This is a genomic window from Amycolatopsis sp. 195334CR (assembly GCF_017309385.1).
In the GTDB taxonomy this organism is placed as follows: domain Bacteria; phylum Actinomycetota; class Actinomycetes; order Mycobacteriales; family Pseudonocardiaceae; genus Amycolatopsis.
Map to the genome: position 1 here is coordinate 771011 of NZ_JAFJMJ010000002.1, position 12392 is coordinate 783402.

The window sequence follows — 12392 nt, forward strand, 5'->3', positions numbered from 1 at the left end:
CCGCTCGGTCAGATCCCCTGGACGTCGGCCAGCAGGTTGTTGACGATCTGGAGGTTGGCTTCCTCGTTGGCGGCGGCGTTGTTCGCCACCCAGCGGAGGTCGTCGCCGTACAGCCGCAGCCGCTCCACGGCGGTGCGGTGCTTGGCGACGGCCTCCTGACCCAACTCGCGCACCCGGGTGGCGAACCGCTCCCGTGCCGCGGCGACCTCGGGGAAGACACTCGACGGGACGGCCCAGTCCGCGCTCGCCAGGGTGTCGACGGCCGTCTGGTACACGGTGCAGTTCCCGGTCAGGTCGGCGACCTTCGGGTCCAGCCAGCGGGTCACGCCGTCGTTGAGGTGCTGGGGAACGATCTCCCGGCGGGTGGGCGGCATGTCCTTGATCGACTCGTCGCGCTCGGGCGGGTCCGTCAGGTGGCCGTCGCGGATCGCGGCGATCCTGGTTTCCATGCTTTCGCGAATGCCGTCGATGTCCTGGGCGAAGCGCTGCATCCGCGTCCGCACCGCGTCGTCGGCGGCCATCACGAAATCGGCCCAGCGGCCGGGATCCTGGACCTCCTGCGTGTCCGCGGGGACCGACCGCTTGCCGTACTCGGTCAAGCCCGCCACCGCCGCGGCCAGCGTCAGGGACACCGCCTGCCCCCAGCCGGGGACGAGCTTTCCCGCGACGGCGCCCGCGCTCGCGATGGCCACGACCTTCCAGACGAAGCCGGAAACGGAGGAACCGTCCGGGGCTTCGTGCTTCTTCTGGAAGCTGTCGACCAAGTGCTTGACGGCCTCGTCCAGCCCCCGGCGGAATTCGAGGTAGGACGCCCGGTAGGCGACCAGGCCTTCGGCCAGTGCCAGGAAAACGTTCTCGTTGCCGACCGCGAACCTGGCCCAGGACTTCTCCCAGTCGTGGGCCTTGTCGTTGCCCGGTTCGATCCAGCCCTTGCGCATCTCCATGAAGTCGGTGATCAGCGGGAGCAACATCTCGTACTCGGTGTCGCTGGTCCGGCCCGCCTGGCTGTCGATGGACGTCGCACCACTGCCCGAAACGAGGTAGCCATTGGTGAAACCGTTGTACGCCGGCTCGATAACGCCGGGTGAACTGTCGGCGAGCACGAGGGGCGCGTTGTAGAGCGCCCGCGGGTCGATGCCGTCGAGAACCGAGGTGAGGGTCCAGGTTTCGAACGGGTGTGGTTCCGTCGTCTTGTCGGTGGTGCGCTTGTTCACCTCTTGTTCGCGGGAACCGCTGCGGGTGTCCTCGATCTGCCAGCGGCCGGGGCCCTGGTGTTCGTGCGGGTTGAGCAGGTATTCGTACCAGGCGCAGTATTCCGCCATGGTCAGCTTCAGTTGGTCGTTGCCGCTCTCGTCCTTCGTCCTGGCGGCGGGCGGGGCGTCGTGCTTCGGCGGGTATCCCGGCGGGGGAGCCATGGTCGTCAGCCTTTCGGGGGTCGCGGTGTCCTTGCCCGCCCCACTCTCAGCCGGGCGAGGTGCCGGCTCCAGGTCATCCACCGGACATCGCTGGCCGTAGGTCGTCACCAGCGGAAAGGCCGCGCAGTGGCCGCCTAGACTGACGATCATGACGAAGCGCCGGTGGACCGCCGAGGACCTGCCCGACCTGACCGGCCGCACGGTCGTGGTGACCGGCGCCGCCAGCGGCGTCGGCCGCGGCACGGCAACCGCTTTCGCCGCGGCGGGCGCGCGCACCGTGCTCGCCGTGCGGAATGTCCCCTCCGGCGAACAAGCGGCGGCGGGAATGTCCGGCACCACCGAGGTGCGGGAACTGGACCTGGCGAACCTCGCGTCGGTACGCGCGTTCGCCGAGACCTGGCAGGGCGAGCTCGACATCCTGGTCAACAACGCCGGGGTGGCGATGACCCCGTTCAGCCGCACGGCGGACGGGTTCGAGCTGCAGTTCGGCACCAACCACCTCGGGCACTTCGCGTTGACCAATCTGTTGCTGCCGTGGATCACCGACCGGGTGGTGACCGTGGCTTCGGGCGCGCACAAGGTGGGCGTGCTCGATTTCGATGACCTGGACTTCGCGCGATCGGGCTACTCGCCGACGAAGGCGTACGGCCGGTCGAAGCTGGCGAACCTGTTGTTCACCTTGGAGCTGGAGCGCCGCTGCCGCGAGGCGGGGTCACCGGTGCGCGCGCTGGCCTCGCACCCCGGCTACTCGGCGACCAACTTGGGCACCAAGGGCCGTAACCCGTACCTGGTCAAGGTCGCCCACCTGGCCGGCCGATGCCTGGCCCAGACCGAGGCAGAAGGCGCTCACCCTTCGCTGTACGCGGCGACCCAGGACCTGCCGGGCGCGAGCTACGTCGGCCCGGACGGACGCTTCGAACTGCACGGATCGCCGGCTCTGGTCGGGCGCTCCGCCGCTGCCAGCAACCCAGCCCTCGCACGGCGCCTATGGGACACCTCGGAACGCCTCACCGGTGTGACCTGCCCACTCACCACGCCTTGAGCCCGGCAGGTTGGGCCATCCGTGTGACATATCGAGGTCAATCGTCACAGTGTCCTCGGAGAACGCTACCGTGAATTGCGCTGTTCAAATCTGGCGGGAGCGTGGAGGAATGATGCGTAGATTCATCGCCTGCGTTGTGTCGGCCGCTTTCTTGACGGTCGGATTCGCGGGTACCGCATCCGCGGGACACACCACCGGCCCGGCGCCGGAGGCCGAGTACGGGCAATCCGCCCTCCTCAACGGATGGGCGACCTACTACGAGAACTACTTCTACACCTACGAAACCTGCCGTGCGCGCGGTCTCAGGGTCACTGGGAACTACAGCGGGAACGGCGAGATCCCCGGCACCACCAACTTCATGTGCTACGTGGAACTGGGCGACCAGAAATTCTCGATGGACTTGTACTGGTCCTGAAGACCCGCGTCCTGTCCGCCGAAGGGCACCCCTGGGCGGCGCCTGTTTGGCGGGTCCATGCTCGTCCGGCAAACTGGCCGGGTGGAAGACCGGACCGCGATCGACGAACACATCCTCGCCGCGAGGATCATCCCGGCACTCCAAGGCATCCGGGCCGAGTTGGGCTGCGGCCTCCGGGAGTCCCTCGAAGAGTTCCAGCGACGCTACGACCGGCTACGCACCGAACGGCCTGGCGACTTCACACTTCCATCCGAAGAATACGGGCGGAATTTCTACTCATGAACACCCCATTGGTTCAAGCAGGCTCCCGCCCAAGCAGATTCTGGCGGCGGAAGTTTCCCCGCTCGCCCGAGTTCTACCGCGACCGCGGGCTCGTCATCCGGAACAACGTTGCGCTGCTGCGCGCGGCCGCCGGCAAGACTCCGAACGACGAGGGCCTCCTCGCGCTCATCGGGGAGTTGTCCACGAAGAGCACGGAGTCGCGCGAAATGCGAGACCGCGTCGGACCGAAGCGATACCGGCACCCGCTCGTCGGCGAGCTCGACTTCACCTACGAGAGCTTCGCCATGCCCGCTTACCCGGCCTGACCATGCTGGTCTACACCGTCGAACCGCATTTGCCGACCGCCGGGGCGCTGCAACTGCTCGGAAGCTGGACCGCCCCCGGCCGCCGACCGCGAAGATTCATGCCTCAGATCACTGAACGATGTCGGGCACGGGTGGCCGTCACCGAGACGTCGGCCGGTCGAGCCCTGCCCGAGCGAGTTCTGTGCCGCGTGGGGTTCTGTTGACCGAGCAAAGTCAGCCCTGCGCGGCGATCTCGTGGCTCACGCCACTGGGCCCGTCGTATTCGCGGTCCGGGAGGTTGCCGAGCAGTTCCAGGGTGCTGTCGTCGGCGCCGTTCGACCGCGCTGCGGCCACCAGGTCGTCGCGGCTGGCCGGGTAATCCACCCCGGACAGGTGCTTCTGGATCTCGATGGGGTTCGCCTTGCTCACGGTTCCTCCTGTGGCTTCGACGGAGATGCCTTGCACGCTCGGCGGTACCCGTTGGCAACACCGGCAAACGCACCACCACAAGACTCGAGGTTGACTGCTCCGGAGTTGTCCGGGGGACCGTGGTGGCCCAGCCGCCGGTCGCGTGCTGGATCAGGTCGGTGAGGAGGTCGGCCAGTTCCTCCATGGTCGGTTGGTGCGGTCCCGGCACCAACCTGGAGATCACCAACCAGCTCAAGGCCATCACCGCCCTGTCCGGCCGCCGCGTCGAGTTCGTCTACAGCGATCGCGGACTGCTGCAGGAGATGACCGATGGGGCGGGCACCTCGGCGAAGAAGATCATGCCTACGACCCTGGCTCGGGTGTAGAGCCGCGTGGTGGGTTGCCCGGTGGTGGAGTCGAGCGTGGGCTGGCGCTGCTGATCAATGATCGATTCGTTCGCCCGGTAGAACTCCCCGACCCGTCGTAGCGATCCCTTACTGAAGGTGGAGACGCCGAATCCCTTCGTGAAGTAGGTGTCGAACGCCGGGACGCAGCCGAAGACACCGAGCATCACCTTGGTGACCAAGGTGTCGGATGCTTCGATCGGACGGAGCGCACGACGAACATCCAGCGCAGTTCGGTGAACCAGGTCAATGCCGATCTATCCCGCAGCATTCCCCAACTGGCGAGATAGAACCCGAGCTGGAGGCAACTAGCCTCCATGCCGGTAGGCTCACCCCAGGCCGCGACCTCTGTCCGATGCAGCTGGAAGTGGTTGAAGCAGTAGTCGAACGACGTGTACCGCGCACTCGGGTCGCGATCGCGAAGGTACCTGCCGACAGTTGCTCGATGTCTACTTCGAATGCGCGCCGCGTCATCACTCTCCTGTCGCGCGTGGCGATCTGATTCGGCTGTATGGGCCCGAGACCGCCATCGAAACGGCGGTATAGGCCTTCGATCCGTGTGATCCGCGGCCACAGGTTCACGAAAATGCCCCGCGAATCCGCGGAAGTGTTCGAGGTTGCGACCTTTATGCGGGTGTCCACCCCCGAGCCAGCTCGGTCGGCAACACGAGCAGTTCGGCCGGCAGGAGCGCCTGCCACAACGTGGGCTGCTCGTTTACTGGGCTGAGCACGATGGTCTCGATCCCTTCCAGCCCAAGGGGTCGAGGCCATCCTCTCGTTTACTGCCCCCGGCCAGCGGGATCGCCACGCCGCGACTTTTCAGGTCGAAGTAGCAAGGCGTGCTGTTCAGAACCGGTAGTGGAGTATGCGTGTGCCTTGGCGGGACATGGCGGTGCTGCGGGCCATGAGGCGGGTGAGGGCACGCACGGGTTGCGGGAACGCGGCCACTTCCGGGGTGCGAGTGAGCAGTTTCTCGGCGACGAGGGTGAGGCCGGCGTTCCAGTGTTCCGGCTCGTGAGGGTCATCGAAACCCTGAGCGGCGTCGAGACCGAGGGCCTTGATCGAGGGGTGGTACTTCATTGCCCAGGCGGCGAAGCGGGTGTAGCCGTTGAGCGCGAGTTCGCCGGTCGGGAGCCGGGTGGTCAGTTGGCGGATCATGGTCTGGAACGAGTCGCCGGGTAGGAAGGGCAGTATGCCTTCGGCCACGATCATGGCGGGTCGGTCGTCGGGCAGGGTCTGTGACCAGTCGGGCTCGGTGACATCTGTGGCGACTAGGTGTGACCGGTCCGGGAGGTACTGCCGGCGCAGGTCCGTGACCTCGGGAAAATCGACGTCGTACCAGTCGACGCCGACGGGTGGGCTGCAGCGGGCCAACCGGGTATCGAGGCCGCAGCCCAGGTCGACGACGACCGCGTCGGGGTGCGTGGCGATGAACTGGCGGATGACGTCGTCGAGTTTCCTGGCGCGGAGGGCGGTGCTGGCGACGAGGCTCGGCTTGAGTTTGAGCTTGGCGAAGTCGTAGCCGGTGTCCTCGGCGATCCGGTTCGCGACCGCTGCGGCAAGGGTGTCGCCGAGGATCGGGGTCGGTGCCTTGCTGTCCAGTGCTCGTGCGTACAGGGTGAGCAGCAGCGTCTCCTGGACCGGGGAGAGGTCGAGTTGTTTGGATGGCATGGGTTTCCTAGTGTTTCAGGGGGTTACGGACGGCGATGTCCCGCAACCAGGTCAGGGATTCCTGGGCCGCCTTGATGCGTCCGGCACCTTCGCGGCCCGTAAGGGCGAAGCCCTCCTCGGCGATGTCGCCGAAGGCGCTGAGGCTGTCGAGTTTGCGTTGGACGACCTTGTGCCAGGCGTCGTCCTCGATGCGGTAGTAGGCGGTGCGGTCGCCGGGGCGGCGGACCTTGCGCACCAGCCCGATGGTGGTGAGCAGACGCATGTTGGAGGTCAGCGACGCCCGGCTGGCCTGGATCGTGTCGGCGATCTCGCCGGCGGACTGCTCGGGTGGGTCGCAGATCATCAGCCAGCCGAGGACGCGACCGGTGATCGGTGGGAGCCCCCACTCCTCCACGCAGAAGGTGGCCACCCGTTCCACCCACCGCATGAGCTGGTCCTGCTGCTCGTCGCCCATGGCGCCTCCCTGTTGTCCGCTGGTCACCGTTTCATAGCGGCGACCGACTCGCGGGTGGGCGTCGGGGTGGTGGTGGCCAGCCGGGTCCGGCGCAGGTACCGGTCGAACCACTCAACGGCCAGGCCCATCGCTTCCTCCAGCCCAGGGCCGGTGTAGAGGCCGAGGACGTCGTAGGGCAGGACCTCCAGTCGCTTGGGCTCCCCGGCCCTGGCGAAGGCGGCCTGTGCTTCGTCGAGCATGTGGTACGGGTCGTGGCCACCGTTGGCGATCATCAACAGCGGGGTCGGCGCGAGCCGGTCGATGAGATTCTCCGGGGCGAAAGTGAGCAGATGCTCGGTGGAGTCGAGAGTCTTCTCGTTGCGGTATGTGGGATACAGCTCGGTGGACAGATCCTGGGCGCCCTTGGCGTTGTCGTGGTCCAGGTTCAGGTGCGGCACGCGGGCGCTCTGGCCGGTCTCGTAGCGGCGTTGCCAGTCCTCACCGAGCTGGTCGCGCAGTAAGTGCAGCCCGTTCCGGCCGAGCAGCCGTTCCAGGTAGCGCCATCCGTTCCACACGCTCGGGCTCTGCACGACGACACACTTGGCGCGCCGGTCGAGCACGGCGGCCTGGACAGCGACGGAGCCGCCGATGCTGACGCCCCACAGACCGATGCGCTCTGGTTGGACCTCCGGTCGCGTCTGGAGGTAGGAGATCGCGCTGCGGAAGTCCTCCACCTGCCGCTCCGGGTAGTCCAACCCGCGCGGCTCGCCCTCGCTCGACCCGACGGTGCGGTAGTCGATGGCCAGCACGACGAAACCCGCCGCCACGAAGTAAGGAGCGAAGTAGGCCAGCGCCTCCTTCACCATCACGCCACTGTGTCCGAGTACCAGCGCGGGCGCGGGCGAGTCCTCGGACACTTCGTCCGGCACGTAGAGATCGCCCGCGCAGCGGGTGCCCAGGCTGGTGAATGTTACGGGTTCTGGCTGCACAGTCACGACCATCCTTCGGGACAATAGTTGCTATACGTTTCAGTCATGACTGAAATATATAGCAACTTCTCATCCTTGGCCAGATGCCACCGGCCGGACAGCGAAGACGAGTGGCCCGGACGGCTCCCGACCTCACCCTCCAGGTAGGTGACGGATGCCGACTGGCTCCATCTCGCCCCAGGTCTTCAACCGCACCTCGGGCGTAGCACAGCGAACTGTTCCGGCAGGAAGTCGACGGGGTGCGGCATGCTGACCGCCGATTCGGCTCGGCTGAACGGCTGGAGTGGCTGCGAGGACAGATCTCTGAACTCGACGACCTGATCAGGCACACGCTGCTCCAACGCCACCGGGCGCCCCTCGCCGGCGTGCTCACCGAGGCATCCACGCTGGCCGGGTGGACCTCGCTCGACATCGGCTCGCTCAAGCAGGCGTGGGCGCATTACGAGCAGGCCAAATCCGCGGCGCGGGAAGCCGAGTCGGCCGCGCTGCTGGCGCACGCCACGGCTGAACAGGCGTTCGTGCTCATCGACGCGGGCAACGTCGAGGACGCGGTGGAGCTGTTCGCCGAGGCTCGCGACATCGGCAAGCGAGCACCCCGGCTGCTCCGCGCTTGGCTCGCCGCAGCTCAAGGCGAAGGACACGCCATCTCTGGCGATGGGGACAACGCGCTGCGATCCTTCGACGAGGCCGACGAGCTACGGCCGTCCGAGCTGGTCCACCCGGAGTTGCCGTTCTTGTTCCTCGGTGGCACTCACCTGGACCGCTGGCGGGGGAACGCACTGGTCCACCTCGGCGCGGAGGAGGCGATCAGCCACCTGGAAGCCGTCATCGAGGGCGTGCCCAGCGAGTTCGTCCGCGCCCGCGCGTCGGCCTGCGTCGACCTCGCGCTTGCCTACAGCGCAGCGGGTGACCGGGAGGGCGCCGAGACCTACGCGCGGCAGGGTCTTGGCGGCTGCCGCAATCGTCCGGCGTCGTCGGTAGATTCGTCCCGACATGTTGAGGGCGCGTCGTCATCGGCCCCTGGCGTGCCGTCATGCCGCGAACTCGACGGGTGGCGAACAGGGCGGTCGCGGGCCGATGCGCTGGCCTATTCCGCCGAGGAGATCACAATGCGATCAACTGAGATCGTATTGCGGTTACTCGGCGGCGACTTCAACGTGGAGCCCGAGGATCCGCGGCTCGCGCCCCTGCGGAGGGAACTCCATGACGCGCTCGCGCCCGCACGCCCCTTGCCGACCTGGCCCGCGGAGGCACCGGAACAGCAACTCGACCACGTGTGGATCAGCGCCGGGTTGTCCGCCGAGCGACCCGCCTCGGTGAACTCGACGGTTTCTGACCACCTGCCGGTGGAGGTCACCGTCCGCCGGTCGGGCCTCGACGCTCGCGACGATTTGAGGAGCGCGACTCCGCTGCCTGACTGATCCGCGAGGCGGTGCCGACGCCGTTCGGCCGCGGTCAGTGCGCGGGTGAGCCGTGTGCCCGCTTCGGCGAGCAGGGGTTTGGTGTCCACACAGGACACCCGGAACCCTGCCGGTCCATGGTGATCAGGTGTTCACCGCCGGCACCGACGAACTTGATCCCGTCGACCGGGTACACGTCGGACCCCAGTGGGCGGTCGGCCGGCCACAGCCACGGTTGCTCCGGTCCGCGCGTCCAGGAACACCGGCCGCTTGATCGGTTGCTCGGCAACGGCCAGGTGGGCCCCCGTCGGGCCCGCGACGAGCCGGGAACCCGGACGGCGGAGAGGACGCGGCCGTCGGCGAGCTCGGTCACGCGAATCTCGCCTTCCCGTCACGGGTGAAGTGGACGTTCGCGCACGTCACCACCCGCTGCTGGTCCTGGGTGATCCGCGCGGTCCAGACGCGCGGGCCCAGGTCACAACCGAGCGCGGTCAGCCACCGGCCGCCGACAGCATCGAGCACGTGATCTTGGAACGGTCCCGCTCACGGGGGCGGCTCTTGGCCGGTGTAGTGGGTGTCGGCGTAGCTGGGGTGCCGGGTCCAGCCTGGCCGGTCGGTGTGCTCGACGCGGATGTCGATGGCGCCGACCGGGTAGTGGTAGTCGACGTGCAGCAGCGGACTCGTGTGTTCTGCCTCTGGTGTGGAGTCCGGTCGTGAGGTGATTTCGGTGTAGGTGGCGACCTCGCCGATAGGGGCGAAGGGACCGGCGTACGGGGTGTAGGAGCGGGAGAGGTCGCCGTGGCCGCGGTGTCGTCCGGGGGCTGGGACGATGCTCGTCGGCGGTTCGAGTAGTCCGTTGGCTTGGGCGGGGAATCGGGCGCAGGGGTACCACAGCGAGATGGGCCAGTCCACGAGTGTGGGGCCGGGGCGGTTGGCCAGGTGCTCGGCCAGGGTGTCGCCGGAGTCCAGCCGGACGGTGTCGGCGATACCGCAGCCTGTCGTGGTCGCGATCGGTGCCCAGGAAGTGCGCTGGAGCTGGATGGCTGTCGCTGTGCCCAGCAGCGCGACGACGATCACGGGCATGGCGAGCACAGCCAGCCGGGCGAGGGTGATCGCGGTGTGCCCGGCCAGTCTGGCCGGTAACGCCACCGCGTCACGGGTCGCGCGTACCGCGGGTGCCAGAGCGGCGAGGACACCGATGAGAACGAGGATCGCCGGGGGGACCGTCAGCCTCACGTCGAGCATCGGCATGGCGATCCGGTGGTATCCCCACCACGAATTCGGGCCGTGGAAGGAAACGCTGACCGCGAGAACGATCAGGAACAGCGAGCCGCCGCGGACGATCCAGCCCGCCGAGTTCTGGGTGAACGCGGTGGGCAGCAGCGCCAGGCCGCAGGCGAGAACCAGGGTCACCGGCAGCACGAGCACGTTGAAATGGGAACCGATCTTGGTGGGGGTGAACACGAGCAACGCCAGCCCGCCCAGCAACCAGGCGAACGGCCACGCGAGCACGCCGGTGAAGACCCCGCCATCCCGGTCGCGCAGGCGCAGTGCGACGACGATGGTGAACACCGCGGCAGCGAGCAGAATCGGTAGCCGGCGGAAGGGGTGCTGTTCGAAGAAGAACTCCGGGGCGTTGTGCGAGCCGAGCAGCATCTGGTAGCGCTCGAACTCGTGGAACCAGGAAAGGCTGGCCCCGTACCAGTATCGCGTGGCTGCCGAGTCGAGGAATCCGCCGAGGCCCGTCTCGGCGAAGATCAGTGGCGAGCAGCTGGCGGCAACCGCGACCACCGCCGCGACGAGGAGCCAGCGCCGTCGCGGTGTGCGGCGTAGCGCACCGAGCAGGCCGATGACCAGCGGGACGGCGGCGAGGATGCCGGTCGAGGTGATGGCCAGGGCGATCCCGGTGGCCAGGGCGCTGATCAGGAGCCAGGCGTCGGCCCGGGTGACCGTGGCGCGCACCGCGGCGTAGGCGGACACCGCGAAGCACAGGGCCACGAATGGTTCCGGGCGCAAGGCCGCCCCGCCGGGCATCCACGCGACGGCGAACGCGGCCGCGAGCAGCCAGCGCGGCAGGCGCACCGGGAGCAACCGTACGATGCCCAGCGCCAGCAGCCAGATCCCGATCCCGGCGGTGATGGCCGGGAGCCGGAGCGCGAACGGTGACCAGGACAGCGAGAACAGCGGCGCGAAAACGTGCTGCAGCAGGCTCGCCGGCACTTCGGAGGCGTTGAGGAAGAGGTAGTAGTCACCGACGAAGCCCGATGGGCCGAGATTGCGGTGCATGCCGAGGAACCAGCCGTCGTCCACCGATTGCGCGCCGAGCACACCCCAGCCGGCGACGCCGAGCGTCACCGCCGCGGTCCACAGCAGATCGCGACGGACCGGGGCCCGCGCCGGTCGGCTCCCCGTGGCACCCAGGAGCCGGAATCCCAGTACCAGGCAGCACAACACGCCGATAACGCATCCGGCGAGGAGGGCGTACTTGAGTGGCGTGGGCGAGGTCTGGAACCGGGCATCGGCCCGCGCGGACGCCGAAACCGGCACGTGCGCGGGCAGGTCGGTGACGAACGCGGCGATCTGTGGCACCGGGGCCGCCAGATCGAGCACCACGTTACCGTCCACGCTCACCCATAACCGGCCTTCCCCGGCCTGCAAGAGGTAAGTGCAGTCCGTGCCCGGCGGCTGACCGAGCGCGTGGTCACGGCCCCCCGTGGTCACTACCAACTGCTGATCGCGACCGGTGAGCAGGAGCCCGAATTCACGCAGCCGATCGGAATCGGGCGGGAAGGTCGAGAAAAGCACTCCTTGATGCGCGAGGGCGGCACACGAAAGCGAAACATCGAGTGACAGCGGACGATATGGCTGGAAGATCGCGACCGTGGACGCCGCGCTTTCCCCCGGCCTGGGCCAGGAGACGTGTACGTCGTCACCGCGCACCGGAGCGAACGGAATCGCCAGCGCCAGCAAACAGGTCAGCAGGGCGGCAGCACAAAGCCGCCGCGTAAGAATCGCGGGCATGAAAGTGCATCACCTATCGAAAATCGGCAGGCTCAACCACGGTCCGCATTCAGGCGAACCGTGCTCCAGCGTGCTCTCGGGATGATCCGGCCCCGGCAGGAACGGAGCCAGTCCGGCCAGCTCCCATGACCTCGACGCCGGCGAGGACAGCGGAGCGGTGGCAGTTACTGTGTGGCGCCGCGCCGGCCGACGATCTGGTAGGTGATGGCGGACTCGGTCACCACCTCACCCCGCCTTCGACAGGAGCACGCCGCCGAGCTTCGGATCGATCGGGTTGTCCCTCAGCGCGAGCGTGCCGATCGCCCGCGTGGTCACCGGACCGGCCAGCACGTTGCCGGTGATGTCGTCGGCACCGAGCGCCATCAGCCGCCCTTAGGGCTGACGTCCTCGAAGCCCCTGACGGCCCAGGCAGCCAGGAACGTCTCCGCGACCAAGCCGTCCGCCGTGGCGGCGTCGAGCCTGCGTGCCGGGTGGGCGTGCAGGCGAGGCATGGCTGTCGAACAGAGCCGGCAGCAACCGGTCCGCGTCTGGACCGCACAGATCTGGCCGCTCGAGATCGCCCACGAGCACCACCCCGGTTATCTTCACACCTGGTATTGCCCGCAACCGTCCCAGCCGTTCGCACCCG

General features: G+C 67.8%; 14 protein-coding genes. 6 read left to right on the forward strand and 8 right to left on the reverse strand.

Features of this window, described 5'->3' with window-relative positions; all coding sequences use genetic code 11:
* Window positions 1-8: 8 nt before the first annotated feature.
* On the reverse strand, window positions 9-1415 hold the full coding sequence (locus JYK18_RS26605) for a hypothetical protein (protein WP_206806211.1): 1407 nt from the start codon (window positions 1413-1415) through the stop codon (window positions 9-11).
* A 148-nt stretch (window positions 1416-1563) separates the two neighbouring features.
* Between JYK18_RS26605 and JYK18_RS26610 the strand changes: the two genes are divergently transcribed.
* From JYK18_RS26610 to JYK18_RS26625, 4 genes are all read left to right on the forward strand, one after another.
* Entirely contained in the window at window positions 1564-2457 is an 894-nt protein-coding gene (locus tag JYK18_RS26610; RefSeq protein ID WP_206806212.1) for an oxidoreductase, read from the forward strand.
* Between the two features lie 112 nt (window positions 2458-2569).
* Entirely contained in the window at window positions 2570-2872 is a 303-nt protein-coding gene (locus JYK18_RS26615; RefSeq protein ID WP_206806213.1) for a hypothetical protein, read from the forward strand.
* Window positions 2873-2953: 81 nt separating this feature from the next.
* Window positions 2954-3154, forward strand: coding sequence for a hypothetical protein (locus JYK18_RS26620; protein WP_206806214.1), 201 nt, complete (start codon window positions 2954-2956; stop codon window positions 3152-3154).
* On the forward strand, window positions 3151-3459 hold the full coding sequence (locus JYK18_RS26625; RefSeq protein ID WP_206806215.1) for a hypothetical protein: 309 nt from the start codon (window positions 3151-3153) through the stop codon (window positions 3457-3459). The genes JYK18_RS26620 and JYK18_RS26625 overlap by 4 nt, the downstream gene beginning before the upstream one ends.
* A 213-nt stretch (window positions 3460-3672) precedes the next feature.
* Here the strand turns inward: JYK18_RS26625 and JYK18_RS26630 are convergent, their stop codons facing one another.
* The gene (locus JYK18_RS26630) at window positions 3673-3867 is read right to left on the reverse strand and encodes a DUF2795 domain-containing protein (protein ID WP_206806216.1); all 195 of its coding nucleotides are present in this window, start codon (window positions 3865-3867) and stop codon (window positions 3673-3675) included.
* 182 nt (window positions 3868-4049) lie between these two features.
* Here JYK18_RS26630 and JYK18_RS26635 point away from each other — a divergent pair, with 182 nt between their 5' ends.
* The gene (locus tag JYK18_RS26635; RefSeq protein WP_206806217.1) at window positions 4050-4232 is read left to right on the forward strand and encodes an RHS repeat protein; all 183 of its coding nucleotides are present in this window, start codon (window positions 4050-4052) and stop codon (window positions 4230-4232) included.
* 864 nt (window positions 4233-5096) lie between these two features.
* Here the strand turns inward: JYK18_RS26635 and JYK18_RS26640 are convergent.
* The 3 genes from JYK18_RS26640 to JYK18_RS26650 are packed head-to-tail and all read right to left on the reverse strand — an operon-like array spanning window position 5097 to window position 7349.
* Complete coding sequence (locus JYK18_RS26640; protein ID WP_206806218.1) at window positions 5097-5921, reverse strand: class I SAM-dependent methyltransferase; 825 nt, start codon at window positions 5919-5921, stop codon at window positions 5097-5099.
* A gap of 7 nt (window positions 5922-5928) precedes the next feature.
* Window positions 5929-6375, reverse strand: coding sequence for a GbsR/MarR family transcriptional regulator (locus JYK18_RS26645; RefSeq protein ID WP_206806219.1), 447 nt, complete (start codon window positions 6373-6375; stop codon window positions 5929-5931).
* Between the two features lie 23 nt (window positions 6376-6398).
* Complete coding sequence (locus JYK18_RS26650) at window positions 6399-7349, reverse strand: alpha/beta fold hydrolase (RefSeq protein ID WP_307796075.1); 951 nt, start codon at window positions 7347-7349, stop codon at window positions 6399-6401.
* Between the two features lie 233 nt (window positions 7350-7582).
* Between JYK18_RS26650 and JYK18_RS48065 the strand changes: the two genes are divergently transcribed.
* The gene (locus tag JYK18_RS48065; protein WP_307796076.1) at window positions 7583-8764 is read left to right on the forward strand and encodes an endonuclease/exonuclease/phosphatase family protein; all 1182 of its coding nucleotides are present in this window, start codon (window positions 7583-7585) and stop codon (window positions 8762-8764) included.
* Window positions 8765-9112: 348 nt separating this feature from the next.
* Here the strand turns inward: JYK18_RS48065 and JYK18_RS26660 are convergent, their stop codons facing one another.
* The 3 genes from JYK18_RS26660 to JYK18_RS26670 form a co-directional block, all read right to left on the reverse strand.
* Window positions 9113-9265 (reverse strand): hypothetical protein, encoded by a 153-nt coding sequence (locus JYK18_RS26660; RefSeq protein WP_206806220.1) that lies wholly within the window; start codon window positions 9263-9265, stop codon window positions 9113-9115.
* A 21-nt stretch (window positions 9266-9286) separates the two neighbouring features.
* Window positions 9287-11713, reverse strand: a complete 2427-nt coding sequence (locus JYK18_RS26665) for an arabinosyltransferase domain-containing protein (protein WP_206806221.1) — start codon at window positions 11711-11713, stop codon at window positions 9287-9289.
* A 276-nt stretch (window positions 11714-11989) separates the two neighbouring features.
* Window positions 11990-12127: a hypothetical protein gene (locus JYK18_RS26670; RefSeq protein WP_206806222.1), complete on the reverse strand. Its 138-nt coding sequence runs from the start codon at window positions 12125-12127 to the stop codon at window positions 11990-11992.
* Window positions 12128-12392: the final 265 nt, after the last annotated feature.

What these genes read in the sequence shown, in the direction of transcription:
- JYK18_RS26605 (WP_206806211.1), bottom strand. Translation starts at nt 1,415, where the DNA reads ATGGCTCCCCCGCCGGGATACCCGCCGAAGCACGACGCCCCGCCCGCC.
- JYK18_RS26610 (WP_206806212.1), top strand. Translation starts at nt 1,564, where the DNA reads ATGACGAAGCGCCGGTGGACCGCCGAGGACCTGCCCGACCTGACCGGC.
- JYK18_RS26615 (WP_206806213.1), top strand. Translation starts at nt 2,570, where the DNA reads ATGCGTAGATTCATCGCCTGCGTTGTGTCGGCCGCTTTCTTGACGGTC.
- JYK18_RS26625 (WP_206806215.1), top strand. Translation starts at nt 3,151, where the DNA reads ATGAACACCCCATTGGTTCAAGCAGGCTCCCGCCCAAGCAGATTCTGG.
- JYK18_RS26635 (WP_206806217.1), top strand. Translation starts at nt 4,050, where the DNA reads ATGGTCGGTTGGTGCGGTCCCGGCACCAACCTGGAGATCACCAACCAG.
- JYK18_RS26640 (WP_206806218.1), bottom strand. Translation starts at nt 5,921, where the DNA reads ATGCCATCCAAACAACTCGACCTCTCCCCGGTCCAGGAGACGCTGCTG.
- JYK18_RS26645 (WP_206806219.1), bottom strand. Translation starts at nt 6,375, where the DNA reads ATGGGCGACGAGCAGCAGGACCAGCTCATGCGGTGGGTGGAACGGGTG.
- JYK18_RS26670 (WP_206806222.1), bottom strand. Translation starts at nt 12,127, where the DNA reads ATGGCGCTCGGTGCCGACGACATCACCGGCAACGTGCTGGCCGGTCCG.